24 protein-coding genes are annotated in these 25,568 nt (G+C 38.4%); 4 read left to right on the top strand and 20 right to left on the bottom strand.

The window, feature by feature from the left end; all coding sequences use genetic code 11:
* Window positions 1-3: 3 nt before the first annotated feature.
* Window positions 4-1,392, bottom strand: a complete 1,389-nt coding sequence (locus B3D94_RS16605) for a UDP-N-acetylmuramoyl-tripeptide--D-alanyl-D-alanine ligase (protein ID WP_291758485.1) — start codon at window positions 1,390-1,392, stop codon at window positions 4-6.
* A gap of 146 nt (window positions 1,393-1,538) precedes the next feature.
* Window positions 1,539-2,933 (bottom strand): Mur ligase family protein, encoded by a 1,395-nt coding sequence (locus tag B3D94_RS16600; protein ID WP_291758483.1) that lies wholly within the window; start codon window positions 2,931-2,933, stop codon window positions 1,539-1,541.
* Between the two features lie 140 nt (window positions 2,934-3,073).
* On the opposite strand from B3D94_RS16600, the gene B3D94_RS16595 reads away from it, so the two are divergent.
* A complete protein-coding gene (locus tag B3D94_RS16595; protein ID WP_069480930.1) occupies window positions 3,074-4,285 on the top strand; it encodes an ATP-grasp domain-containing protein in 1,212 nt (403 codons plus the stop codon).
* Between the two features lie 82 nt (window positions 4,286-4,367).
* Here B3D94_RS16595 and B3D94_RS16590 read toward each other — a convergent pair whose 3' ends face one another.
* From B3D94_RS16590 to B3D94_RS16550, 9 genes are all read right to left on the bottom strand, one after another.
* Entirely contained in the window at window positions 4,368-6,602 is a 2,235-nt protein-coding gene (locus B3D94_RS16590; protein ID WP_291758480.1) for a YheC/YheD family protein, read from the bottom strand.
* A 79-nt stretch (window positions 6,603-6,681) separates the two neighbouring features.
* Window positions 6,682-7,113: a hypothetical protein gene (locus tag B3D94_RS16585; RefSeq protein WP_193831594.1), complete on the bottom strand. Its 432-nt coding sequence runs from the start codon at window positions 7,111-7,113 to the stop codon at window positions 6,682-6,684.
* A 159-nt stretch (window positions 7,114-7,272) separates the two neighbouring features.
* Window positions 7,273-7,935: an HAD family hydrolase gene (locus B3D94_RS16580; RefSeq protein WP_414673995.1), complete on the bottom strand. Its 663-nt coding sequence runs from the start codon at window positions 7,933-7,935 to the stop codon at window positions 7,273-7,275.
* Between the two features lie 68 nt (window positions 7,936-8,003).
* Window positions 8,004-8,375, bottom strand: a complete 372-nt coding sequence (locus B3D94_RS16575; protein WP_069480926.1) for a DMT family transporter — start codon at window positions 8,373-8,375, stop codon at window positions 8,004-8,006.
* A 12-nt stretch (window positions 8,376-8,387) separates the two neighbouring features.
* Window positions 8,388-8,711, bottom strand: a complete 324-nt coding sequence (locus B3D94_RS16570; protein WP_069480925.1) for a DMT family transporter — start codon at window positions 8,709-8,711, stop codon at window positions 8,388-8,390.
* 45 nt (window positions 8,712-8,756) lie between these two features.
* On the bottom strand, window positions 8,757-8,969 hold the full coding sequence (locus B3D94_RS16565) for a helix-turn-helix domain-containing protein (protein WP_008175687.1): 213 nt from the start codon (window positions 8,967-8,969) through the stop codon (window positions 8,757-8,759).
* A gap of 11 nt (window positions 8,970-8,980) precedes the next feature.
* Complete coding sequence (locus B3D94_RS16560) at window positions 8,981-9,619, bottom strand: DUF2975 domain-containing protein (protein ID WP_291758473.1); 639 nt, start codon at window positions 9,617-9,619, stop codon at window positions 8,981-8,983.
* Window positions 9,620-9,755: 136 nt separating this feature from the next.
* Window positions 9,756-11,273: an ABC transporter permease/substrate-binding protein gene (locus B3D94_RS16555; RefSeq protein WP_291758471.1), complete on the bottom strand. Its 1,518-nt coding sequence runs from the start codon at window positions 11,271-11,273 to the stop codon at window positions 9,756-9,758.
* Complete coding sequence (locus B3D94_RS16550) at window positions 11,266-12,219, bottom strand: ABC transporter ATP-binding protein (RefSeq protein ID WP_291758469.1); 954 nt, start codon at window positions 12,217-12,219, stop codon at window positions 11,266-11,268. The genes B3D94_RS16555 and B3D94_RS16550 overlap by 8 nt, the downstream gene beginning before the upstream one ends.
* A gap of 273 nt (window positions 12,220-12,492) precedes the next feature.
* Between B3D94_RS16550 and B3D94_RS16545 the strand changes: the two genes are divergently transcribed.
* From B3D94_RS16545 to B3D94_RS16535, 3 genes are all read left to right on the top strand, one after another.
* Window positions 12,493-13,887 carry a hypothetical protein gene (locus B3D94_RS16545; protein WP_291758467.1) on the top strand — a complete coding sequence of 465 codons (1,395 nt, stop codon included), beginning with the start codon at window positions 12,493-12,495 and terminating at the stop codon, window positions 13,885-13,887.
* A 129-nt stretch (window positions 13,888-14,016) separates the two neighbouring features.
* Window positions 14,017-14,802 (top strand): glucosaminidase domain-containing protein, encoded by a 786-nt coding sequence (locus B3D94_RS16540; RefSeq protein ID WP_291758465.1) that lies wholly within the window; start codon window positions 14,017-14,019, stop codon window positions 14,800-14,802.
* A gap of 109 nt (window positions 14,803-14,911) precedes the next feature.
* Window positions 14,912-15,355, top strand: a complete 444-nt coding sequence (locus tag B3D94_RS16535; RefSeq protein WP_291758463.1) for a hypothetical protein — start codon at window positions 14,912-14,914, stop codon at window positions 15,353-15,355.
* 747 nt (window positions 15,356-16,102) lie between these two features.
* On the opposite strand, the gene B3D94_RS16530 is transcribed toward B3D94_RS16535, so the two are convergent.
* From B3D94_RS16530 to B3D94_RS16490, 9 genes are all read right to left on the bottom strand, one after another.
* Complete coding sequence (locus B3D94_RS16530; protein WP_069480919.1) at window positions 16,103-16,438, bottom strand: histidine kinase; 336 nt, start codon at window positions 16,436-16,438, stop codon at window positions 16,103-16,105.
* Between the two features lie 554 nt (window positions 16,439-16,992).
* Window positions 16,993-17,823, bottom strand: coding sequence for a C40 family peptidase (locus B3D94_RS16525; protein ID WP_291758460.1), 831 nt, complete (start codon window positions 17,821-17,823; stop codon window positions 16,993-16,995).
* On the bottom strand, window positions 17,820-18,605 hold the full coding sequence (locus B3D94_RS16520; RefSeq protein WP_291758458.1) for a serine hydrolase: 786 nt from the start codon (window positions 18,603-18,605) through the stop codon (window positions 17,820-17,822). The genes B3D94_RS16525 and B3D94_RS16520 overlap by 4 nt, the downstream gene beginning before the upstream one ends.
* A 7-nt stretch (window positions 18,606-18,612) precedes the next feature.
* Window positions 18,613-19,545 carry a S66 peptidase family protein gene (locus B3D94_RS16515; protein WP_291758455.1) on the bottom strand — a complete coding sequence of 311 codons (933 nt, stop codon included), beginning with the start codon at window positions 19,543-19,545 and terminating at the stop codon, window positions 18,613-18,615.
* Window positions 19,542-20,495, bottom strand: a complete 954-nt coding sequence (locus B3D94_RS16510; protein ID WP_349679803.1) for an ATP-binding cassette domain-containing protein — start codon at window positions 20,493-20,495, stop codon at window positions 19,542-19,544. The genes B3D94_RS16515 and B3D94_RS16510 overlap by 4 nt, the downstream gene beginning before the upstream one ends.
* A complete protein-coding gene (locus tag B3D94_RS16505) occupies window positions 20,482-21,555 on the bottom strand; it encodes an ABC transporter ATP-binding protein (protein ID WP_291758451.1) in 1,074 nt (357 codons plus the stop codon). The genes B3D94_RS16510 and B3D94_RS16505 overlap by 14 nt, the downstream gene beginning before the upstream one ends.
* On the bottom strand, window positions 21,548-22,522 hold the full coding sequence (locus B3D94_RS16500) for an ABC transporter permease (RefSeq protein WP_069480914.1): 975 nt from the start codon (window positions 22,520-22,522) through the stop codon (window positions 21,548-21,550). The genes B3D94_RS16505 and B3D94_RS16500 overlap by 8 nt, the downstream gene beginning before the upstream one ends.
* Window positions 22,522-23,466, bottom strand: coding sequence for an ABC transporter permease (locus B3D94_RS16495; protein WP_069480913.1), 945 nt, complete (start codon window positions 23,464-23,466; stop codon window positions 22,522-22,524). Before B3D94_RS16495 ends, B3D94_RS16500 begins: the two co-directional genes overlap by 1 nt.
* Before the next feature lie 83 nt (window positions 23,467-23,549).
* Window positions 23,550-25,379, bottom strand: coding sequence for a peptide ABC transporter substrate-binding protein (locus tag B3D94_RS16490; protein ID WP_291758448.1), 1,830 nt, complete (start codon window positions 25,377-25,379; stop codon window positions 23,550-23,552).
* Between the last annotated feature and the right edge of the window lie 189 nt (window positions 25,380-25,568).

Raw genomic sequence — 25,568 nt, 5'->3', positions numbered from 1 at the left:
TATTTAGGATAAATTTTTAAGATTGTTGGCAAATTCAATCATGGATCTACTCGACATCGGTCCTTTTATGAGAACAATCGTGTCCGCGTCAAGCTTTGGTTTCAATAATTCTAAAACACCTGTTACATCTTTAAACGTATGAACCTCTGCTTTAGTTCCATCTTTTTTTGCTTGGTCGGCAATTGCCTCTGCCCTTTTGCCGATCGTAATTAATGTATCTATCTGTCTTTCAGCTACTTTGGAGCCAATTTCCCGATGATATTTTTCTTCAAAATTTCCTAATCGCTTTATATCCCCCAGCACAAGAATGACTTTTTTTTCTTTTCCTACTGTGTCTAACACTTTCAAAGCTGCTTCGACAGAAGTCGGATTGTTGGTCCACGTATCATCAATAATCGTACTTTCACCTATACCAGTCGTAAATTCTAAATGTCTCGCCATTTGTTTAAAGGTTCTTAACCCTGCAATAGCCTGACGTATGGAAAGTCCCATTTCGCTACAGGCAGCAATGGCGGCTAACGCATTATATACTTGATGCTCGCCGTAACCAGGCACAAACACATTATACTTAGTGTCTGCTACTTCTAGCACAAATTTCATGCCTGTATGAGCAAATTGGATAGCGGAAGCTTTGTAATCAGCCGTATTCTGTAAGCCAAATCTAATAATTTTCCCTTTAAATTTTTGTAATGATATTTTTTGGATGTTGGCATCATCTGCATTAATTATTAGTGTACCATCTGCTCGAATTCCCTCTACTATCTCTGCTTTCGCTTTAATATAACCTTCAAGATTGAGACAGCCATCTAAATGGTGAACACCAATATTCGTAATAATGCCGATAGTCGGCTGATAGATCATGCATTGATGTTTTATGTTACCCGTATTCCCCAAGCCTAGTTCAAAAATGGCAGCCTGTGTTTTTTCATCAACGCCCGTCAAATAGGGCAATGATTGCCTTGGCTCATTTTTACTGCTAACAGATGCTTGCACTTGCCAATGTTTACTAGCAATATGTTTTAGCATCTCTTTCGTTGTCGTTTTACCACAGGTTCCAGTCAATGCCACAACCGGTATTTGAAAAAGGCCACGATAATATTCGATAAATGTCCAGTATGCCTGCGCAACGCTTTTGACGTGTAAAACCGTTGTATTATCTAATGCATTTTTCAACTCAGTAGCCGGTTTATCGGAAATGACAAGGGAGGGGCCCTTTCTATCAATCTCTTGCCAATTGATTTTATCACTTCGACTAACAAACATAAGTGTATGATTGTGAGTTAAATCATGTCGATTATAGTAGATTGCATGCTTCACAGACCATTGATCTAATCCATGGATAATTTCCCCCTGTAGGACGCTTCTAATTTTTTGCACACTAATGGATTGCAAGTGTACTACGCCTCCTTTCTTTATCAATCTTGTTCAGACCTATTAATTCTCTTGATCACGAATGCTTCATTTCTGATCAATTACTATACCTTATTAGAGTGGCATTCTATATGACACAGTTAATATCCTATAAATGAAGAAGTGAGCTAAACTGTGGGAGGTGGGGGTTTAAGTTTAAGATCAGCTGCTAATTTCGAAATCTGTTCACTATACATATCACCCTTTATAAGGACTATCGTATTTTCATCCACAATTTTCTGCAACAATGGATAAACAAGCGTGCTATTTTTATAGGTATACACAGGAGCGTTAAACCCTAAGTTCACCGCATGATCAGCCATAATTCGCGCATGCTCTCCAATAGTAATGAGCACATCCACACCAATACGTTGAATTAATTCACCCGCCTGCTCATGAATAATATAGCCCCATGAACCCAAATCGGTAATAGTGCCAATAACAGCAATTTTTTTCTTACCTTCTCCGAGCTCATTCAACACTTTTAAGGCCGCCTCTAAGGAAGTTGTAGTAATACTCCATGTATCATCTAAAAGCATGGAATGATTAATGCCCTCAAAGAGCTGTAATTGCTTTTTCAATTGTCGGAAAGATTGAAGTTGATTGGCGGCAACTGGAATGGGTACTCCTATTTCATAGGCAGCTGCAATGGCAGCAAGGGCGTTGTATACTTGATGTTGACCAAATCCTGGTACAAAAATGTCATAGATTTTTCTATTATGATGCAACTTAAAGTTCATACCCTTTTGATAGTATTGGATATGGCTCGCCCGAAAGTGACAAGAATCATGGATGCCTACTTTCACTATGCGCCCATTGAACTTAGAGATATCTAATTTTTGAGTATTCATATCTTCGGCGTTTATGATGAGGGTTCCTTTAGGTTGAATGATGTCTAGCATTTCTCCCTTTGCCTGAATATAGCCTTCAAGCGTCTTACAATAATTCAAATGATGGGCACCAATATTAGTAATAATCCCAATAGTCGGCTTGAAATACTTCCCGGCATTCGTGACATCCCCTGGTGAGCCAACAGCTGTTTCAAATACAGCAGCTCCTGTGTCTTCTTCAATATTCAGTAAGTATTGTAATGAAGCCGTTCTTGAATTACTACTTAATGTCGTTGCTGTCACTTGTCGATCAGCAGATAGAATATGTTTAATCATCTCTTTCGTCGTTGTTTTGCCTGAAGTACCAGTAATCGCAACAATGGGGATATGAAACTGATTGCGATAAAAATGAACAAACTTCCAATATGCCTCATTTACATTCGCAACCTGTATGATGAAGATCTGGGCTGGAATGTCATTTGGCCGATATGCTCTGTCGGTCACTATTACAAGAGGAGAAAGTGGCTCAAGACTTTTCCAATTAACAATACGTTTACTTGTAAAAAGGGCCGTATTGGGCTTTTTCACTTGTTTTAATCGATAAGCACCATGCTGTATTAGCATTTCCTCAGACCCTTGCACTAAATAGCCCGCCGTAATCATTGCTAAATTTTTCACCGAAAGAGGCTTCATATCTTTTCTCCCTCCTTTCTTTTCTAGTATATGTAACCTCTTAAAAGTTGCTTGGATGTAGACAAGATACACAACTAGAAGAAAACTATTTCGTAGCATATATATAAAGGTGATTAAGTATCTAAGTACCAATAGAAGGAGTGATATACCTGAAAGCGATTGTATTTATCGGTACAAACAAATCCGGGTCTAGTCGTGAAGCAACAAGAGCAGCAGAAAGATTAGGCTATTTCACAATACTTTTCACCAATAATGAAAAACAACTTCAGCAGCGCCGATCTTACCCCGATATTCATAGAATGATACTCATTGATACTTTGAATATCGAGAGAATGAAAGAGGAAATTGATAAACTAGGGAAAACCGGATTAGAGATAAAAAGTATCGTTAGTTTTGTTGATCCATTTGTCCATGTTGCTTCAATGCTATGTGATGAATTTTGTCATAACTATACATCCTCCTCTGCAATTGAAATTATGGAGGATAAAGAAAAAACCAGAAATTATTTAAAAGACCAACCATACTCTCCAAAATTTTCACTCATGAGGCCTAATGAACCCATTGCGAAAAATTTAACATTTCCATTAATCGTGAAATCACCAAAGTCAACAGGTTCAAAAGATGTACTATTAGCAACAGATGCCGACCAGCTGAATAACCACCTCAAAGCATTGCGCAGTAAAAACCCCTATGAAACGATTATGATTGAAGAATATTTGGAAGGCCCTCAATATTTAGTGGAGGCGGTCGTATATCAACGGCAATCACATGTAATTGGCATTATTGAGCAGGAAATTACTCAAGGGAAACGGTTTATCATAACAGGCTATGGAGTATTAGTGAAAGCTCCTGTGGATATTCAGGCAGGCATTGAGGAAGTTCTTCAGTCCATCGTCAAAGCTTTTGATATAGAAAATGGCGCTCTTCATTTGGAGCTACGATTGACAAAAAACGGCTGGAAACTCATTGAGATTAACCCAAGGATTTCTGGAGGTGCCATGAACAATATGCTTCATGCAGCTCTCGGATTTAGTTTAGTGGAAGAAACACTCAAGCTCCTACTTGGCGAAGAGCCTAATCTTAAGCCTAGACATAAAAAGTTTGTTTACACAAAATATGTCATTGTGGAAAGCAAAGGAATTTTAGAAAAAGTGATTGGCAGAACAAGAGCGACGAATTCAACTGGAGTGGTTGAGGTTTATGTTAAGCCAAGGAAAGGTACTTTATTAACCCCCCCTTTATCAATGGGTCACCGTTATGCCTATGTCATTGCACAAGGTTCAACCTTATCTGAAGCTCGGAATCATGCAACAAATGCCGCCAAAGAAATTAAGTTTATTTTAAGAGTATGAAAAAAAATCCCGAATAATTGCCGCTTGCCAGTGGACAGTTACTCGGGTTTTTATATCCATTCAGTTACCTTAACGTAATTAATTATTCATCTTTTAATGTTTGGTCCAAATATTTCACCGTTTCAAACATATTCGTTTTACTAGCACCCTTGACGAGAATCGTATCATGAGGCTTGATCAGTTTATCTAGCAGTGCATGCAAGGCATCTTTATTAATAAAATGGTGTACCCTAGATGGGTCCATGCCCATTTCAATCGCTGCATTGCTCATTTCATCTGTCCTAAATCCATAGGTGATGAATTCATCGATGCCTACCTCATAAATATACTCGCCAACCTTCCGATATTCTTCTTCCCTCAACACCCCAAGCTCACGCATTTGTCCAATAATCGCCACTTTTCGTTTCTTAGCAATATTCGTCAGTACATCAATGGCTGCTCGGACTCCTTGTGGATGGGAGTGAACCGTATCATCTATGACCGTAATATCATCGCGCAAGTTATAAATCGTTAATCGTCTTGGTGGCTTTTTAAAGTTGAGCCCCGCCTGAATATCCAATGGACTAAACCCTAAATAATCAGCTACCGCTACAGCATTAAGGGCATTATAAACATGATGCTCTCCCAGTATAGGAATATACAATTCTATTTCTTGCCCATGTAGCTTCATTTTAAAGGACATGCCAATATCCTTATACTGAAGATCATATGCTCGGTAATCAGCATCACTTTTTATACCTACCGTTAACATTTTCCCTTTAAATTGCTGTGTCTCTAAATATTTTGAATTCTCATCATCTTTATTCAATATTAATAGCCCTTGTTGATCCATTCCATGAATCAATTCAGATTTCGCCTTCGCAACTCCTCTTACATCCCCATCAAAGTTACCTACATGGGCTAAACCAATATTTGTCACAATACTAATATTCGGCTGAATAATGCTACAGTGATTCGTAATAATACCTGGGTAGGCCATCCCATATTCTAATACGACAGCCTGATGAGAATCATTGATTTCTTCCTTATGCTTTTTTGTATGCTCTGTCGTATTCCAATAATCCTTTGATTCAAACACATTCCATTTTTTTGATAAAATCGAACCGACAAATGCTTTGGTTGTTGTTTTTCCCGCACTTCCCGTAATGGCAATAATAGGTAGGTTCTTTTTGATCTCCACTTGATTGCTTTTTGGTTGTACAATATCCTTTTTGACGTCCGTTTGATTGCTTTTCTGTTGAACAATTTTCTTTTTTACAGGTTTTTGATTTTTTGCTAGATACATCGCATAGCGAATGGAATTAATCACAACATCTAATTCTAAATAAAAAGCAGGAGGACAGCCTGGGCGCCAATTAACCTCATACATCCAAATTTTTTGTTGATGATCTAAACCGACGTCAATGCCAATTTCATCAATGACCTCCCCGAATTTCTCCATTTGTATTTCATCTAGATGATGTGCCAGTGCTAAAGAAAAATGCTCTAGCATTCGCCGAATGTTGTAAGCTTCTTCCTTGAACTCTTGCTCTAAAAATGGATCTAAGTAATTGGTGAATCCTCCATTATTAATATTCGGGATGATAGAGCCATTTGGAGCAATCCGAGGATAGACAGTCGTCACCACCCATTTACCTTCACCATTCTTTTGCACATGCAGACGGAAATCATATACTTGACCTGCCTTTGTAATCGATTGAATATAAGGCTGCATAATAAAAGTACCTGACGCAAGCTGCTCTTTTAATAAGGCATCTAATTGAGGCTTTGAATAGATTGTATTCGTACTATCCTTTTTCACCTCAAAATTCTTCGGTCCCGCCTTCGTAATAAAATAAATTCCTTTTCCTTTACGACCATCAATTGGCTTAAACACAACCCTTTTATAATAATTAATAAACTTATGAAATACATCGGCATCCTTGACAATTTCAGAAGGAATCAAATACTGTTCAAATTCCTTAGCTTCCTTTAATCTCTTCATTACATTCCATTTATTCCCTATCGAATACGTCGTAAAGGGAATCTCTTCTTTTAAACGACCAATAATCTCTTTGGACACAGATAACTTCTCGGGACTCCCCGCATTATAAATAACATCTGGAAAGGGCATTGATTTTTCCTGCCACTGCCCATCCTCATAAACCTTAGCTCGAATGGAACGTTTCGCAAAATCAACACTTTTAGGTGTAAAATAAAAAAACTGTGCCCCTTCTGCCTTCGCAACTGCTGCATACGCATAAGACTTGAGAACTGTCGTTGGATCAAGTCGATGATGCAACATACCAATAATCGTCATAGCTAAACTTCCTTTCATTAGATTCTCTCTCTAATACATTCACTCTTAATCCCTTTCATATAGACAGATGCTCTAGCTCTAGTAGTTTAATATGATGCTACCATTTAGGTTCTATGATAAATTTCCCTTTTAGCATATCTGGCTTCAATAGCTGAATCGCTGAAATGCCACTAAGTTCAATGGATTTTTCTGTACTTGTTTTTTCTAGCCTCACTACATCTGCAAGGAAATTTGTATCGTTCCCCTCATAGTCAAAGGCGCGCAGCAATGACACCGTGCCCCGATATCGATCTTTATCGACATCCTCTATACGGAAAAACTCCGTTTCAAAATTCTTTACCGTATCCATTAACCTTAAATGAGCGCCACTATTGGTAATTAAAAAAAACGGAATCGTATCACTCCCAACTATTTTTACAAGCAGCTGACCGAAATATTTAGAATGAAAATCCATCATAATATCCTGAAGATCCTTCAAATCGCACAAAGCTTCGCATAAAAAATGATTTCTTCTTTTCTCACTATTCAAATCGTAGCCCCCCTTTCTAGTCTGAATAAGTATCTTGGTCCCCGTAAGTTGCCCTCTCGTTATAATATGTACAGATAAATAATATGACGACTTTTTCACAAAGAAACTAAAAAAACCTCTACCAAACGAAATGAATGGTTAGAGGTTCGAAGCAAATCATTATTTGACAAAGCATGCCAGTAGATCTTCTAAATCATATTGTTCTAAATCATCTATTGTATGATGACCTGTAGCAAAAGGTAATTGCTTGGTGATGGTATTGGGAACAACTACCGTATGAAGGCCCGCTGCCAAAGCTGCACGTGCTCCATTTGGCGAATCCTCCATAGCTATCGCTTCACTAGCACTTACACCTAACTGTTCAAGCGCCTGCAAATACAGCTCAGGATCAGGCTTAACATTTGTCACCGTATCAGCCGTACAATAACAATCAAAAAACTCTCGTATATCCAATGCATCCACAAACCGATCAATCCATTGACGGCTTGAGCTACTTGCAAGACCCATTTTTAAACCCGCTTTCTTTGCTTGCTGCAAAAGATTTAAAATACCAGGTCGTATCACTTCCAATTCCATCAGCTCCGCATGCCTTCCCTGAATAGTTGTTCGAAATGCCTCCACATCCAAATCCATCTGATGATGTGTAATGAGATAAGTATAAGGATTAAAATCCTGAAGATTTGTCCCCAGGCATTTCGCATACGTCTCTAACGATAATTCCACACCATATGATGCATAAGCATCCTTAAAAACCGTATACCAAGCTGTTTCTGTATCAATAATCGTCCCGTCAAAATCAAAAATAATAGCCTTCATTAACATCCTCCTCCCCCAAAAAAGCTAATATCCCGTTCCCGCATGCTAGCCTTCACTTTGCTGGTTCTATCCGTCTATTCTCGCATGCTATCCGTTACTTCCACTTTGCTATCGGTCTCTCTGCCATTTCGATCTCCTTGATTCAGCAAAATAACGCCGCCTATTATGAGTGCGATTCCAAGCGCAGAATAGAGGTTAAACAAATCGTTCCAAATGACAATGCCTACAATCACTGTCAAGGCGGTGCCGACACCTGACCAGATGGCATAGGCTAGACTTAATGGCAAGGTTTTTAAGCATAATGATAGACTATAGAATGATATTCCATAGCCAAGCGCCACCGCCACAGATGGTCCTGGAACAGTAAAGCCGTCCGATAGCTTCAGCATTGTTGTCGCAAAGACCTCACTAATAATCGAAAGTGATAAAAATAAATAGCCTTTCATCGCGTTAGCCTCCTAATGACCACCCGCAAGATTGAGCACCACGACACCTACAATAATACAAAGAATCCCTAGTACCTTCTTACGATTGAATATTTCCTTATATAGCACAACTCCTACAATAGCCGTTAGTGCTGTGCCTAACCCTGCCCATATTGCATAGGCAGTGCCAATGGGGATGGTTTTTAAGGTTAAGGCTAAACAATAAAAGGCCGTTCCATAGCCGACCACCACACCGAGAGATGGCCAAAAACGGGAGAAGCCTTCGGTACGCTTGAGCATGGAGCTAGCAAAAACTTCTGCTACAATGGCGATGAATAAAAAACTGAAAACCTTCATTTTTCAAAAACCCTTTCTTGCTGCTATGTTTAGATGCTACGATAACTAATCTTCATCCTCAACATACTCTAATATATCCCCCGGCTGGCAGCCCAAAGCCTTACAGATGGCATTTAAAGTAGAGAAACGCACGGCTCTTACCTTGCCTGTTTTTAAATTTGAAAGATTGACAATCGACACATCAACCTTCTCTGCAAGCTCGCTCAGCTGCATTTTACGATCCGCTAGCATCCGGTCTAAGCGAATAATTATGGTCATATTTTCACTTCCTAAGCTGTTGCATCATATTCATCTTGGAGAAAAGCACCGTAACGGAAAATACGCGCAATGGTCCAAATCACCAAACCACATAGTAATAGTGTCCAATTAATGCCTGTGAAATGATAGCTGATCCCTGTAATAAAATCCGTTTGTACAAAAAGCGATTCAAGCTTAAATGGTTGCATCATTAGATAAACGATATATGTACGAAATGCATTCACAGTTAAGCTCAAGACTATCACACAATACGCAATTCTTTCTATTTTTTTACTATTATCTAACGAAAATATGATCCCTTTTGATAAATTATTTAAAATATTCCTTACTTGAACAACCATCAAAAATAAAATAGTTATGTATATTGTAGCAGTTAATAATAATTTCACGACAGCTATTTTCGAGTAGTGCATATCTTGAACTGTCTGCTCGGACAGCAGCATTTCCAACCCCTCAAAATGGATGGAAGCAGTCACACTTGCCTTGGCTAACCAAACATTCACATCATTTTCTGACACAATCATTGCGCCAACCCAAATAACTGTCATTAACGCCATGCCAAAAATCATGAGAACCATGATGATCGTAAAAATCGTACGAAGTCCCTTAGTCAACAATTGAAATTCTTTACTCTGAATCGTTTTCTCCATTGTCAGCATCCCCTTCCTTCTATTTTATTATACAGTTTCATTTGTCTCTATCAATAATAAATTAACGTTTATCATTAAATTATTATTGATAGAAATAAAACCCTCTAGCACATTAATGCTAGAGGGTCCTGATCGTTTATTTCAATAAGTCGGCATTTAGTAGATACTCTCTTGCTACTTCTGCCGCTAGCTTTCCTTCTACATTCACTTGATAATTCATTTCTCGCATATCATTATCAGAAATTTGATCAGCCAGTTTATTCAAAGATGCTTCAATTTCTGGATACTCGATAAGCGTTTCTTGCCGTAATAATGGGGCTCCTTGATAGGGCGGGAACAGCGCTTGATCATCCTCTAATACGCGGAGCTTGTATTGACGAATTTCACTATCCGTTGAATAAGCATCAAGTAGGTTAATATCTCCCGATTCAATCGCTTGATAGCGTAGCTTAGGTTCCATTGTTGCAATAGATGGAAAGGCAATATCATAGCGTTTTTGAATCCCGATATATCCATCTTCACGATCATTAAATTCTAATGTAAATCCTGCTTTAACAGCCTGTTCTATCGATTTAAGGTCCGAAATCGTTTGTAGTTGATATGTTTCAGCCAAATCCTCCGATACTGCTAACGCATACGTATTGTTATAGTTCATCGGACTAAGCATAACCATATCAAATTGCTTTAGCATACCATCTTTCGCCTGCTGGTAGACATCTGCCTCGTTGTTATTGATTGCTTCCTGCTTTAAAAATTCCGAGATGGCTGTGCCTGTAAATTCTGGGTATATATCAATGCTACCAGATTTCAACGCATTAAATACAAATGAAGTTTTTCCAAGTCCTGGCTTTAATTGCACCGTTAAGTCTGTATCCTGCTCAATTAATAACTTATACATATTGATGAGGATTTCAGGCTCCGCTCCAAGTTTTCCAGCGATGACAATTTCATCCTGGTCTTTGCTATTTAGCAGTGGAATGAAGATCATCATCAAAGCAGCGATACTTACTATACTAACGGTTGTTACTGTTTTTCTAAATGACAGCGATTCAAGCTTTTTCAGTAAAACATCGAAGATCAATGCTAATATCGCAGCAGGCACAGCCCCTAAAATAATGAGTGCGGTATTATTACGATCAATGCCTAGTAAAATAATATCCCCTAAACCACCTGCTCCAATTAAAGCAGCTAATGTGGCTGTTCCAACAATTAATACCATAGCTGTTCGAATACCAGCCATGATGACAGGCAAAGCAAGAGGCAATTCAACTTTCAATAAACGTTTAGGTGTGTTCATGCCCATTGCCAATGCTGCCTCCTTCAATGAAGGGTCCACTTCCTTAATCCCTGTATAAGTATTTCGGAGAATCGGTAAAAGCGCATAGACCACTAAGGCAATGATGGCAGGAACTTTCCCAATACCGAACAGTGGAATTAATAGCCCAAGTAACGCTAGAGATGGAATCGTTTGTAGCACTGCACTAATACCAATAATAGTTTCCGCTATTTTCTTTTTATTGGTTAAATAGATACCTAGAGGAATGGCAATAATGATGGCAAAAAATAGAGCTATGAAGGAGATTTGTATATGTTCGAGTAAGGCTGACAGAAGCTGTTCCTTTCGTTCCTGAAACATTGCCACAAAATTAGTCATGCGCTCGACCTCTTTCCCTGAAATCCTTTGCTACAAATTGCAGTATAGTTGTTCGAGTCACCAACCCAATCATCTCTCCATCTTCTTCCACGCCAAGAACGTTATGCTCCGTAAGTTTTTCAAGAATGGTTGTGATGGGCTCATTGATAGCAATAGTATCCCCTAGCTCACTAACATTTACGAATGGTTGCATAACAGTCCGAATATCAAACCTATTGTTGACTGAATTTACCCCTATAAATTGTTGGACAAAATCATTCACAGGATTTTCTACAATTTCTTGGGGAGATCCAACTTGAACAATTTCTCCATCTTTCATGACACATAGTCGATCACCTAGCTTCAGTGCCTCCTGCATATCATGTGAGACAAAGACGATGGTTTTTTGAATCTTACGCTGCATATCCAGTAGATCATCCTGTAACTTCGTACGACTAATGGGATCTAATGCACTGAAAGGTTCATCCATCAAAATAATTTCTGGATCAGCTGCTAATGCCCGAATAACGCCCACTCTTTGCTGCTCCCCTCCAGATAACTCCTTTGGCTTGCGGTGACGATATTTTTCAGGCTCAAGTCCCACCAATTCCAATAGCTCATTTACTCGCTTTTGAATTTTTGTTTTACTCCATTTTTTTAATTCTGGGACAATTGCAATATTCTCTTGGATGGTCATATGCGGAAAAAGAGCAATTTGTTGTAACACATAGCCAATACTCCAGCGTAACTCGTGAATATTATAATCACTAACTCTTTTTCCATTTATCCAAATAGTTCCTTCAGTCAATGGAATTAATCGGTTGATCATCTTCAATAAAGTAGTTTTGCCACATCCACTCGGGCCGATAATAACGAAGAATTCACCTCTTTTAATCTCCACATTGAGGGCTTTGACAGCCACATGGTCGTTACTATACATTTTTGAGACATTATCAAATGTTATCATCTGTCATCTCCTTATAATTCGCTCATGAAATAGTAAATTCGTATTCGTCTATATATTTCACAAATAGTAGCCCTTCCAAACATTGTACGAAAGCTAGTTGGTTCACCTTACCCCTAACTTCTCAACCATTGGTAAAAATGGTAGTAAAACCTCTTTGAGATTTATCATATCATTTTAATCCCAATTACACATAACTCTACCAATCTACTAAATTGACTGTTAATTCCTCCGTATGAGAAGATAAAAAAAACGGCAATTGGGAGGTTATGAAATATGAGTAATGTCTTTCAATTTATACCTATTAGCAAACTGGCTGATAAGTTCCCAGAAAACTCTTGGTGGGCAACCCATTACACGGATTTTAGTGATGATGATCTCGCAGCGTACTATAAAGGCGATTTGCAGCTTCCTTTTCTTGATTTGGATTGGGACATTCCTTTCCCACAGCAAGACAATGTGATCATTATTTTTATTGAAGGTCATTTGACGGTAGATAATCTATACAATGCAGAGACAGATGGTGCAATAGGACTTATGGTGATGGGCAATTTGACAGCTAAAAATATAGCTGTAGGTGGCCAGGAAATCTATGTTCACGGACACCTGACAGTAGAGGATATTTTGTGTGGCTCCTATAATCACGGGGAAACGATTGTCAATGGTCATCTTCAGGCAACAGTATTAGTTCAAGATGATGAGTATCGCTTCAACGTCAATGGACAGAAGTCACTGCCATGTATCGTCAACGTTTGGCACGGAGATGGTGTTTATCAGGAACTCCCCATCCGTATAGAACATGTGTTAATAGACGAGGTTTTTTATGATATGGATGACGATGAAGAAGATATTGAATTTTCATTCGTCACATTGGTGAGTATCCTTAAAGAAGGACGTTCCGCTCTGTCTAATTTACAGGGAATCCCCCAAATCAAGAAGGCAACTCATGTATATTTTACGGACAATCACATCGATGTGGAAAATATTCTAAAGCTAACTGAGTGTATTTTGATGACTGGAGACAAGCCTTATTTTGATTTTGAGGAACAAGGTGTGCATTTCACTGTTCAGCGAGCTCATATCGGAGGTGACGGAGACAACACGAATGATAGCATTTATATGAAAACTTCCCAGTATCATTACTTTATTTGGCTCAATGAGGATCAAACCGTCTCCCTATTAAGAAAATCATTAGATGAAGGAGATGAATGGTGGGACATTACGGATTTACCTCAGGAGCATTTAGTGGATATTCAGGATCACTGGATCATGTTATTAACTTGTGTAAATGTTGCTACCCTTTATGTGCCTACAATCAAGATTCAATATGTAGAACATATTTTACAACATCCGGAAATTCAAGGGCTTGACGAGGATGAAGATGGTTTCTGGGACGGCTCTAAATATTATAGTTTCCGCCATGCCTATACAGATGAAGATGGTGATTTCATTCATGCTCGTATTGAAATTCAAACGCCTGATGAAGCGTATTATTTTTATTCATTAGAAAATCCATCCTATGTTTCCCGGCACTACCAACCACCTAACCATTTTGGTCGCCACGAAATAGCTTTTTTAAATACTAGGCGCTGGGAGGCTTCCGAACAATATTTTGAGAGATTTAAACAATTTATGTCTCAAAATTTTAAGATAGACATTTCAGCGGAATGACATGGAACTATTTAACGTTCGCAACGTTCTATTAATGATAAAAGCTATTTATTTTTACACTTCTTTATTTCTCTTTCACTCTTTGTCATAATAAGAGATAGCTAAACTTTTAATAGAAGGGAGGGAGATGTGGTCACTACCAACATCAAGCCTACCATGAAATACGTTGTTAATTTTTTTAAAGGACTTATGATTGCTGTCGTTGTTATTTGTATTTCGTTTTTTATGGTGACACAGTTGTTTAATACGACAGAAAAAGAAGAGCCTGTCGTCATTGATGATCGCCCGAGTGCGGAAGAATTTATTGGCAAAATCGCTGAAACTGCACGACATCTTGGTGCCAATAATGACTTGTATGCATCCGTGATGATTGCACAAGCCATTCTCGAAAGCGAGAGCGGACAAAGTGGCCTTGGCTCTGCCCCCAATTATAATCTGTTTGGCATGAAAGGCAGCTATCAAAATAATTCCGTAAAACTTGAAACGTCAGAGGATGATGGATCAGGTAATTTGTCGACCATTATGGCTGATTTCCGTAAATACCCTTCCTACGAGGCTTCTATGCAGGACTATGTAAAGCTAATGCGAAATGGTGTTTCGTGGAACAAGGAATTTTATGCAGGTGTTTTCAAAAGTAACACCAAATCCTATACAGATGCGACCAAGTTTTTAACAGGCTCCTATGCCACTGATTCAAAATATAACGAAAAATTGAATTCACTTATCGCTCAGTATGACCTACAACAATATGACAGCCCCGTAAAGGATAAGAAAACAATTACGGTCACGGATGGGGACTCCATAGTTGATATCGCCGAGGTCTATAATGTCAATGTGACTTCTATTAAGCAGTGGAATCAGTTGCGGTCAGATCGACTTGAGGCTGGTATGCAATTAAATATTTATCACTATTAGGCGAAAATCTCCATGCGTAGAAATTATGCATGGAGATTTTTTGTGCGAAACCATTCTTTTTTTCAAACGTCCTTATGTAAAAATGAGGCAAGGAAAGGATAGGAATATAGTGACTCGTACACAACTGCTCAGCCTAATCATCATCAACCTAGTACTTTTGCCATTCATTCAGCTTAGCTACAATTTATTATTTATGACTCAAATAGCTGAAAGTTTTTTTCAAATATTCCTGTTCCCACTGTTCATTATTGTAATGAACGTGTTCCTTTGTTGTTGTCGACTTAAAATATCATTTTATATCCATTGGATCTTTATTTATGTAGGACAAGGTACTGCATTAGCCTGTTATTTTGTGTGGCATTATAGTCAGTTAACGCCCTTCCCACATATGCCTCTCGGTGAAGCAGCCTTTGATTTATACATGGTCACTTTTTTAATTGGATTATGGCAGCTAGTCGCATTATTTGTAATCAATATCTGTACGTTTGTCGTTTATTTATTTTGGCAAACCCTCCAAAATAATGACCATAAAAAAAAGCTTTATAGGATTTGACCTAATAAAGCAAGACATTATATATTGGTTAGTCGGTGGATGACGGTTTCTATTCCAAACATACGCATATTTAACGCCCCTGTATGATCCTTTATCGGAAGCCCGATTTTTTCCGTAAATTGACCCAAATTCTCGACAATGTTTTTTGAAGTTCTGCTTGTCTATCCTTTAGCTATTTAGTATCCTTCTGAAGTGTATGAACCTCTGTCTTTAGCTCGTGGCCTCATTCTTTATCACATGAACATCTGTCTTTATTTCTTGCGTGTCAATTTCAATTTCAATTTCATCAAGCCGGTGATTGGCGAGTGCTAATTCTTCTCTTAAAACGGAACGTAATAATTGTTGTTAATCTTGCCCTAACTGTTGCTTTGAAATAAATTTCGAGCAAAAATACCTCGAAAACCCTTATTTTATGTTAAATAAGAAGTATCCCTTTTGAAAAAAGATTGATCAAAACGGATTCTTCCTCTGTGAAGTATTGTTTAATTTTTATAAAAAAGTTTGAGCATTTTCTGTGATCTAATTTTTAACAAATACCTATCCCTTTTCCTCTCTTAAAATGCAGGTATCGGTTTAGTTGCCTTTTGAAATTTTGAAAATGATGATTTATGAAATTGATTCAGTTAATTTTAAACATAATAAAAAAGCACTCTCTCAAGAATGCTTTATAAGTCGGGATATATTGTGGTATGTTAACCTTTATATCTATCTCAAAATATTGCTGATACCTGTTGTTATAAACTTTCTTTAATTAGCTTGATTTTTAGGATGATTTTTACGATGAAGCTCAGTAAGATCTTTTATATAATATAATGAATAGTCATCGTTAATATCCACTTCGAAAAAATAATAATTTTTAGTTTCTATATCTTTAACTTCTATTTCAAACAAGCCCATTCCTCTCATGTAATCGATTTCTTCAGATTTTAAATTTTCTTTAGCAATGCCATAGTTAGTTTCAATATAGTTTTCCACATAGTTGTATACGATAGCGTTTCGAGATTTAGAATTAAAATAATTGTAATTAACAAAAATAACTACTATACAAAATAATAGATTAAAGATAATTATTTTTTTTTTCATTTTCCTCTCCTTCCGCCCTATTAAATATCAAGATTGCAACAATTTGTCAACTATAAAAATTCGATTTTAGTGTCTTTACCTACCAATTTAACAATAAAGAAATTTTACAACTACAATTAGTTATTAATTATTAATTGAAAAACTTACCATTCTTATAGATTTTTTTAAACCTAAACTAAAATCGAATTTAATAGATATAACATTAATATTTCTTATTTTGTAATTAAAAGTAAATTACGCGTTTATTGTATTTATGTTCTCTTCTTTCTTCAATCACAATTCTCCATTCCAACACTGATAAGAATAGTATTTTTGAAAAAGATGTATTAGAAGCTTTAAACATGCTATCCAAACGGTATCAAAATGACAAGTGTGAAAGAAAAGGGATTTCTGTTAGGAGTAAAACGGTGCAACTTTTACAAAAGGTATAACTTTATTTTAAACGGAACATCTTTTTTATAAACGGTACGACTTTATTTCAAATCAGCCCCAACTGCTCCCCTTCTGTCCTTTGAGTTTAATAGTGTTGCTACATTGAAATCAAAAAGAGAAGCCTATAGCTTTGGCTTCTCCGGAAATAAAGTACCTACTTCTGTTAGTGTTGTGGCTAAATCGTGGCGATAGAGTGCATGCTGTTTATCTAAGCTATTAATGGTCACTTCATTACCACCAAGTGAAGAATGGACATACAGATTATCGCCCATATATAAAGCGATATGGCCTGGAAAATAGAGCAAATCACCTTTTTGTCTAACCTCTTTCTTTATTTTCACAATAGGAAATCCCTCTACCATTTTGGCATCCCGAAAAATAGTAACACCATTTAACATATAGGCCATTGAACATAAACCGGAGCAGTCAATTCCTAATGGTGATTTGCCACCCCAGCGATAGGGTGTAGCTAGATAGCCTAACGCTGTTTCGATCACGTTTTCTCGAAAAGAATGCTCGGTTATTTGCGTTTGAGATCGCTTTGCCTGTAGCCACTTAGTGCGAACATAGCCTATTTTCCCCGACACTAATTGTACAGCAGACCATTCTTCTGGTACGTCCTCTTGCGTAACAATGCTTAGACTAGAACCTTTCACAAGAGTCATCAGCTTAGTGCTTTGGATACGAGGCTGCTGTAAAACATCTGCAAAGCTTTGAATAATGATATGCTGTGCTTCGCTGTGCCATATAGCTGCCTTTTTTTCATCCAGTAGCAAATCAGCCTTCTGACAATATCCTTTATAACGATAGGAAGTTTGGACATATACCCAATCCTCATGACAGTCTGTCAGAATATCTACTGTCATGCCATAAAAAACTTCATCGATTAATTCAGAAGTTTCATCAGGTTTGGCATGCAAATTGGCAATCATGGCTTTAATGATAGACTTCATTGTTGTTCCTCCCTCTGCTTCATCATATGGTCATAAACAACTTTTGAAAGACGACCAATAAGTTGGCGAGCCAGATCATTTTCCGTTACGTTTGTTATGAAAACACCAATCATATAATCAATCGAGCTACTGTAGACAATACCTACATCATGATCGACTGTGTCAAGCCCTCCTGTTTTATGGGCTAGTTTTATATCATCTACGAGGTAGCGCTTTAAGCCTTCATGTGCGCGTTGTCTACTTAAAATATCGATGACAAGCCCATTGTAAGGAGATGCTAGTAAATCCTGTTGATAAATACGGGTAAAAAGGTGAGCCATGTCCCGTGCAGACGTAAAATTGTCTACACCCATTGCAAGTCGCTCGACATCCATCATTTTTCGCTGTAACATCGTTTCCTGTAAGCCTATTTGACGGAAATAATCATTTAAAAATTCCATTCCCACTACATCAATTAAGACGTTTGTTGCTGTATTGTCACTTGTTATAATCATCCATACTAGTAGCTCATAAAGCGTACTTTGCGTCATACGTTGCTCCCTTAATACACTAAAATCTACCCAATCAGCAGGAGCAATTGTTAAGGATGAATGAAGGGATATGTTGTGTTTCTCGATATACGCTAAAACAGCTAGAAGAATCGGCACTTTTATAATACTAGCACTAGAAAATGACTCCTCTATTTGATGACTAAATAGAAATTGCTCGGTTTTTGGATTTTTTACAAAGAGATGCACTTTATAGGGAGTTTTTTGGATGAGGTGTTGGATTTGATTCTCCATATAACACCTACCTAACAACACGAATTTGGTGATTGTCTGCATCCATCATAATGATTCTTCCTAAAGGCAGTGACATCGTTGGTAAACAGTGTCCACACGCTATTCCTGAAATAATAGGTCTGTTAAAAGGCACTAGAATTTCCTCGAAGATCGTTTGTAGCGATAAACTTTGCTCGGGCTTATGTGGATTTTCAGGTCCACAATTTGTCCATGCTCCTAATAAGATACCCGCTACGCCATCTAATTTCCCCGCCAGTTTTAATTGCGTTAACATCCGGTCAACTCGTTGTTCACTTTCATCAATATCTTCTAAAAATAGGATTTTTCCTCTTGTATCAATTTCATAGGGTGTACCAAGTGATGCTGTCACTAATGTTAAATTGCCCCCAATAAGTGTACCTGTAGCACTTCCAGCTACGAGCTTGGACATTGGTTGATCTACAGGATTTTTTAAGTCATACTCCTCCACCTCTGCCGCCATTATGTGCTGGCAAAAGGATTGCCATGTATAATCGTCCATCTCTTGCCTAATAAATTCAGTTGAAGGCATTGGTGTATGGTACGTAACTAAGCCACTAAGCTGGTTGAAGGCTATATGTAAAGCAGTCACATCACTATAGCCTACAAAGACTTTAGGATTCGCCTTAATTACCTCAAAATCTAAAAGCGGTAAAATTTTCGTAGCCCCATAGCCACCGCGAACACAAAAAATGCCGTCAATCGTTGGATCTTGAAACATTCGATGAACATCCGCTGCCCGCAGATCATCAGTGCCTGCTAAATAACCATGTCGCGCGTGACACGTCTCTCCTACGACCACCTTCAACCCAAGCTTTTCAATACTAGCTATAGCTGGCTGTAATCTTTCAGGTGGAGTAGCACCTGAAGCACTTATTAAACCAATTGTGTCACCTTTTTTCAATGCCTTTGGACGAATCATTCATTTACCTCCCGTTTCAATGAAGTACGATAAACTGTTAGCTCTTCTTCATTAGCTAAAATAAAATGGCCATCCTCAATTTCCACAAATGAAGGAGGACTATCATCATAACGATGTTGTGTTGGATCATAAATCTCTACAATTTTCTCTCGCTCCTTATAAGGATTTGGCTCAGGTACAGCTGATAACAAAGCTCTCGTATATGGATGAAGCGGATGGGTGAAAAGCTGTTCTGTTTCGGCTAGCTCTACAATTTTCCCTTTATAAATGACGGCCGTCCGATCCGTTATAAAACGTACAACGGATAGATCATGAGCAATAAATAAAAAAGTTAAATGATTTTGTCGTTGAAGATTTGCTAATAAATTCAACACCTGTGCCCGAATGGATACGTCTAAGGCGGATATTGGCTCATCAGCAATAATAAATTCTGGCTCCATCACTAAAGCACGAGCAATGCCAATACGCTGGCGTTGACCACCCGAAAATTCATGAGGAAATCGATTCGAAAATTCTGGAAGTAGACCAACGTTTAATAATGCCTTGCGTACCTTTTCTTGACGTTCCGCTTCATCTTTATATTTTTTGGAAGGATATAGACCTTCCGCCACTATATAATCAACCTTGGCACGCTCATTGAGCGATGCCATCGGGTCCTGAAAAATCATTTGGATTTTCTGCGTAATTTCCCTATCCCAATCTTTTGGAATTTTCCCATGAATAGTTTTGCCATGATACAAAATTTGCCCTTCGGTGACCTCGTTGATGCGCATAATAGACCGACCAATCGTTGTTTTTCCTGACCCAGATTCACCTACTAAGCCAAATGTTTCGCCTTTAAAAATATGAAAACTTACATCATCGATGGCCGTAAATTTATGTTTCCCCTTGCCAAAATCGACGGTTAAATTTTTCACTTCCAGTACTATTTCTTTTTCACTCACTAGCATACTCCCTCCCCTCTGCAAAAAAGGCTTGTAAGGCAGCTGGAGGTTCTACCTTTGGTGCAAGTGGATCTAATAACCAAGTTCGTGCATAATGCGTGTCACTAACCTGAAAAAAAGGAGGGCGCTCGATAAAATCGATTTTCAGCGCATACTGATTACGTGGCGCAAAGGCATCCCCCTTTATTTCCTGAAAAAGATTGGGCGGCGTCCCTTTGATCGAATACAACGCCTCTCCCTTAGAGCCGAGCTGCGGCAGAGAGGAAATAAGGGCCCATGTATAAGGATGCTTACTATTAAAGAAAATTTCATGAGTTTTCCCAACTTCAATCACATCACCCGCATACATCACCGCGATACGGTCAGCCACTTTGGCGACCACGCCTAAATCATGCGTAATATAGACGATCGTTAAGCCATACTTATGCTGTAAATTTTTTAATAGTTGCAGTATTTGCGCTTGAATCGTTACATCTAGAGCGGTTGTTGGTTCATCACATATTAAAATATTTGGCTTACAGGCAATCGCAATCGCAATGATAATACGTTGGCGCATACCTCCAGAAAATTCATGAGGATATTGCTTATAGCGTTTTTTCACATCATGAATTCCAACATCTGTGAGTAGTTTTAATGTTTCTTCATAAGCCTCCTTCCCCTTTAAGCCTTGATGTAGCACCACACATTCCTCAATTTGCTTACCAATCGTTTTTAGCGGATTTAAAGATGTCATCGGGTCCTGCGTCACCATCGCAATTTCCTTACCTCGTATACGGAGCCATTCTTGCTCTGTCGTAAATTGTCCTAAATCCTGTGCTTGGTAAATGATTCTGCCCTGCTTAATGCTGCCGTTTTTGTCGAGCAAGCCCATAATGGATTTCATTAGTACAGATTTGCCCGAACCGGATTCACCAACAATAGCTAAACTTTCTCCTTTATATAAATCAAGAGAAATATCTCGAATTGCTGTTAAAACACGACCACGTACTGTGAATTGAATAATTAGATTTTGGATCACTAATAGGCGTGATTTTTTAGATGTCACTGATTTCATCTCCTTATACATGGTTTTTCGGATCTGCTGCATCTGCAAAGGAATTACCAATTATATAAAATGCAATAGTAATGACACTTAACACAATACTCGGAAAAATCAGTTGATATCGTAAGTCTGGCGACATCATGAGCACACGCCCTTCATTAATTAAATTACCTAAGGATGGTTCACTAATTGGCAGCCCTAAGCCAATATACGTTAAAAATACTTCTGCCCCTATGGCAAAGGGAATAGCTAGACTCATGCGTAACATAATGACAGAAATTAAATAGGGTAATAAATTTTTAACAATAATACGGTAATCAGGAGTCCCTAAACATTTAGAGGCTAAGTTGTATTCACGGTCCCGCAAAATAACAATTTGATTGCGAATAAATCTAGCCATTTCCACCCACCCCGTTATACACATGGCGATAATAATCGTTGATATACTTGGTCGCAAAATATAAGACATTAAAATGAGTACAATGGTTGTTGGAATATTATCAACTACGTTATACAGTTGTGTAATAGGCACCTCTAACTTTCGCGAAAAGCCCCATAGTGTACCAACTGTAATTCCAACCACGGCTTCTACCAAGGCGACTACACAGCCAATGAATAAGGATGTCCTTGTCCCCGCCCAAATTCGTGACCATAAATCCTGCCCAATTGAGTTTGTACCAAACCAAAATTCAGCATTGGGGGCAATATTACGTGCCTGCATCCCGGTTTGCTCATCTAGGTAAATTTCCGTTGGTGATTTTTGTACTGGTAAATACGGCTGAAGGATCGTAAAGCCAACAATAATAAGCACGCCTACTAATAAAAAAACAGCTAGTCGATTTTTCAAAAAGGATTGCCATGTGGAACGCCAATAGGAGTAATTAGAATGACCTGTTTCTTCTGCTTGTCGCGCATCGACTTCCGCAAATTCAAACAATGTGTCCCGTGATTTATTAGAAATATTATGAATTTCATTCGAATACATGCCCATTAACGTACTCCACCTCCCTTGCCCAGTTTAATCCGAGGATCCACGAGTGCCATGGCAATATCCCCTAAAACAAGTCCGATAATACCAAGGGAGGAGAACACCAGCACTAAGCCTTGAACAATCGTATTATCCTGTCGTTGAATCGCATCTACGAGTAAGCCCCCCATCCCTGGAATGGAATACAAAGATTCGATATAAATGGAGCCAGTAATGGTGAACAAAATGGTTGCAGGTAAATATTGCGCCATTGGGATAAAGGCATTTCGCAAAACGTGCTTGAACATTAATGTTCGTTCCTTTATTCCTTTAGCCCTCGCTAGTTTAATATAGTCTTTGTTCAATTCATCCACCATATAACGCCTCATCCACATCGCGTAGGAGGCTGTAGGAGCCAATGCCATAGAAGTTAGTGGGAGAATCCATGTAATCGGTCTATACTCATCAAAGAGCATCGGCAATTGAAAGAAATCTGTAATATACATTTGTATCACTAAATAATAAACAGCTGCAGGTACAGCTACGACAAAAACTATATAGCCTGTCCCAAGTCGATCGAGCCAACGCCCCTTACGATAAGCCATCATAATACCTAGCGGCACACCAATTAGGAGTGAAAGGGCAACGGCTCCTAAACCAAAAAGTAGTGAATACATAATTTTGTCCCCAATAATCGTTGTAACAGGTACATCCGTACGATAGGTCACCGATTTCCCGAGATCCCCTTGTAATAATTTCGTGTAAAAGTTCCCTAACTGGATAAGCAATGGATCCCGTAATCCTAGATTCGTTAAATAGATTTCTTGCTGAGCAGGGGACATTTTATCGGCTGCCGCACCTAAATATCCTTCCTCTGGCATTAATCGTAATAACGAAAAGACAATAGTAATAATAATAAAAAGGGTTAACACGGATTGTAAGAGTCGTTTTCCTATATATTGCAACATCGCGCCATCCTCCTATGTCAAAAAGACTAAAGGAGATGCCGACTGTTCCTTTCGGTATCTCCTTTTTCATCTACGATCCCCTACTACTTTTTAGCATTCGCTAAAGCGTCAGCACGCTCTTGTTCCCACTGAGCAAGCGCTTTCTTAAATTTTTCATTACTCATTGGTTTTTCCAAAACTTGCTGACCTTTAAATTTCTCAGCAGTCACACCAAATGGTGAATACTGTGCCTCAAAAGGATTTAATTTGGATGCAACATAGCCACTACCACCAACGGAATATGGAATCACAAAGGCTTCTTCAATTAAAAAGGCCTCTGCCTTTGCAAATAGCTCATAACGTTTTGCCACATCAATCGTTACTTTTGCTTCATCCACAAAGTTTTGATACGTAGTTTTTCCATTGGCTTCTGTGTAACCCTCAGCTAATTCAGGTTTATTATAAGTACCATCCACTGTAAATGGGTCTGTATACGTGGATGGATCGGCATAATCTGGACCCCAATTTGCTTCTAAAAGCGCAAATTTGCCAGGACGACGCACCTCAGATAAAAAGCCTGTCGCTGGACCTGCCTCTACAATAATGTCGACATAATCTGTCCCCAGTAATTTTTCAATTTGCTGCTCCACTACTTGAGAACGATTTGCCCAGTCTGGACTACCCGCGTTATATGGCAATAACACTTTCACAGGGAATGTAGCTTTCCCCGCTAACGCTGCTTTAGCTTTTTCTTTGAACTCAAGTGCTAGTTCTTTATTAAAGGAATCTTCATTGGAAATTGTCGCAAGTGGCGTTAATTGTGTGTAGTCTACTCCTGCAACATCTACAAAGTTTTTTGGAGTAATCGTGTTGCTCAGCAAATCGGCTGGATTATAAGGCTCCACCGTTAGCATTGCGGAAACACGATCCATTGCATGGAATATTGATTTTCGGAAATCTTTGTTGTTGACGGCGATCTTCCAGTTATCTGGTTCATATTCTGCGTCAAATTGTGGGTTAAAGTTGAGAGCGTAGAAGTAGGTATAGAAGTTATTTTGTGTTTGGCGAACTTGAGATTTTTTCTTATCATCCTTAAACCATTCATCAATAATGGAAGTAGGAATACTAGCGGAATCAATTTCTCCTCGTAAAAACAGTTCGGGTGCTACCGTTGCTGCTTCTTTATTATATTTGTAGCGGATACGGTCAATCAGTACTTTGTCTTTATCCCAATACGTATTATTTTTTACTAGAACACGCTCATTTTGTGGCTCAAATTTATCTAAAATATAAGCGCCATTATAAAGGAAATTTTCACGTGTTGTTCCAAAGTCCGCCCCTTTTTCTGCAATGAACTTACCATTCACTGGGAAGAAACAAACGTAGTTTAACATAGAAAGAAAATAAGGTGTAGAAGCTTCTAAAGTATATTCTACTGTATGTTCATCCAACGCCTTTATGCCTACCTGCTTGAAATCCGTCATTTCACCGTTATAGAAAGCCTCTCCATTTTTTACAACTGTCGCAATCCAGGCTGTCGAGGATTCATTTTTGGCATCAAGGACATACTGCAAACCGTCTACAAAATCCTGTGCAACTACATCTGCGTATTCCTTCCCTTCATGTGTCACCCATTTGGCATCATCACGCAATTTGAAGGTCCATACCGTTGCATCTTCATTTGCCGACCATTCTTTCGCTAATCCCGGCTGGACTACACCGTATTTATCATACTCAATAAGACCATCCACCATATTCGCCGCCACCGCAAATTCATTTGTTTCAGACGTTTTTAAATAATTTAATGTTTTAATTTCCCCTGAATACACGACACGATATTCCGATGCTTTTTCACTCGATGATTCATCATTGCAGGCTACACAAAACAATACGACCAGACATACGAAAAGCCACCAATATTTTCTCACATGCATCCCCCTAGTTATCTTTTTATAATGAAAATCCTATTGGAAGGGCCGATGTCATGACCTTCAATAGGATTTTTCAAACATTAGCTAGGTCCGTCTATATGACCTTCTCTCTATATACGCAATCCAAAACTACTCATTCAGCATGACAACAGCGTGTCCTATTGGCTCACACGTGCCTAAGTAAAAATCCAG

This window comes from Lysinibacillus sp. UBA5990 (assembly GCF_002429815.1).
In the GTDB taxonomy this organism is placed as follows: domain Bacteria; phylum Bacillota; class Bacilli; order Bacillales_A; family Planococcaceae; genus Lysinibacillus; species Lysinibacillus fusiformis.
Note: the sequence above shows the minus strand (reverse complement) of the source record. Positions and strands in the feature narration are given on the sequence as shown.

What these genes read in the sequence shown, in the direction of transcription:
- B3D94_RS16500 (WP_069480914.1), bottom strand. Translation starts at nt 22,522, where the DNA reads ATGGGCATGTATTCGAATGAAATTCATAATATTTCTAATAAATCACGG.
- B3D94_RS16490 (WP_291758448.1), bottom strand. Translation starts at nt 25,379, where the DNA reads ATGCATGTGAGAAAATATTGGTGGCTTTTCGTATGTCTGGTCGTATTG.
- B3D94_RS16495 (WP_069480913.1), bottom strand. Translation starts at nt 23,466, where the DNA reads ATGTTGCAATATATAGGAAAACGACTCTTACAATCCGTGTTAACCCTT.
- B3D94_RS16520 (WP_291758458.1), bottom strand. Translation starts at nt 18,605, where the DNA reads ATGGAGAATCAAATCCAACACCTCATCCAAAAAACTCCCTATAAAGTG.
- B3D94_RS16530 (WP_069480919.1), bottom strand. Translation starts at nt 16,438, where the DNA reads ATGAAAAAAAAAATAATTATCTTTAATCTATTATTTTGTATAGTAGTT.
- B3D94_RS16575 (WP_069480926.1), bottom strand. Translation starts at nt 8,375, where the DNA reads ATGAAAGGCTATTTATTTTTATCACTTTCGATTATTAGTGAGGTCTTT.
- B3D94_RS16600 (WP_291758483.1), bottom strand. Translation starts at nt 2,933, where the DNA reads ATGAAGCCTCTTTCGGTGAAAAATTTAGCAATGATTACGGCGGGCTAT.
- B3D94_RS16550 (WP_291758469.1), bottom strand. Translation starts at nt 12,219, where the DNA reads ATGATAACATTTGATAATGTCTCAAAAATGTATAGTAACGACCATGTG.
- B3D94_RS16555 (WP_291758471.1), bottom strand. Translation starts at nt 11,273, where the DNA reads ATGACTAATTTTGTGGCAATGTTTCAGGAACGAAAGGAACAGCTTCTG.
- B3D94_RS16525 (WP_291758460.1), bottom strand. Translation starts at nt 17,823, where the DNA reads ATGAAGTCTATCATTAAAGCCATGATTGCCAATTTGCATGCCAAACCT.
- B3D94_RS16515 (WP_291758455.1), bottom strand. Translation starts at nt 19,545, where the DNA reads ATGATTCGTCCAAAGGCATTGAAAAAAGGTGACACAATTGGTTTAATA.
- B3D94_RS16505 (WP_291758451.1), bottom strand. Translation starts at nt 21,555, where the DNA reads ATGTATAAGGAGATGAAATCAGTGACATCTAAAAAATCACGCCTATTA.
- B3D94_RS16580 (WP_414673995.1), bottom strand. Translation starts at nt 7,935, where the DNA reads ATGTTAATGAAGGCTATTATTTTTGATTTTGACGGGACGATTATTGAT.
- B3D94_RS16560 (WP_291758473.1), bottom strand. Translation starts at nt 9,619, where the DNA reads ATGGAGAAAACGATTCAGAGTAAAGAATTTCAATTGTTGACTAAGGGA.
- B3D94_RS16545 (WP_291758467.1), top strand. Translation starts at nt 12,493, where the DNA reads ATGAGTAATGTCTTTCAATTTATACCTATTAGCAAACTGGCTGATAAG.
- B3D94_RS16565 (WP_008175687.1), bottom strand. Translation starts at nt 8,969, where the DNA reads ATGACCATAATTATTCGCTTAGACCGGATGCTAGCGGATCGTAAAATG.
- B3D94_RS16570 (WP_069480925.1), bottom strand. Translation starts at nt 8,711, where the DNA reads ATGAAGGTTTTCAGTTTTTTATTCATCGCCATTGTAGCAGAAGTTTTT.
- B3D94_RS16590 (WP_291758480.1), bottom strand. Translation starts at nt 6,602, where the DNA reads ATGAAAGGAAGTTTAGCTATGACGATTATTGGTATGTTGCATCATCGA.
- B3D94_RS16510 (WP_349679803.1), bottom strand. Translation starts at nt 20,495, where the DNA reads ATGCTAGTGAGTGAAAAAGAAATAGTACTGGAAGTGAAAAATTTAACC.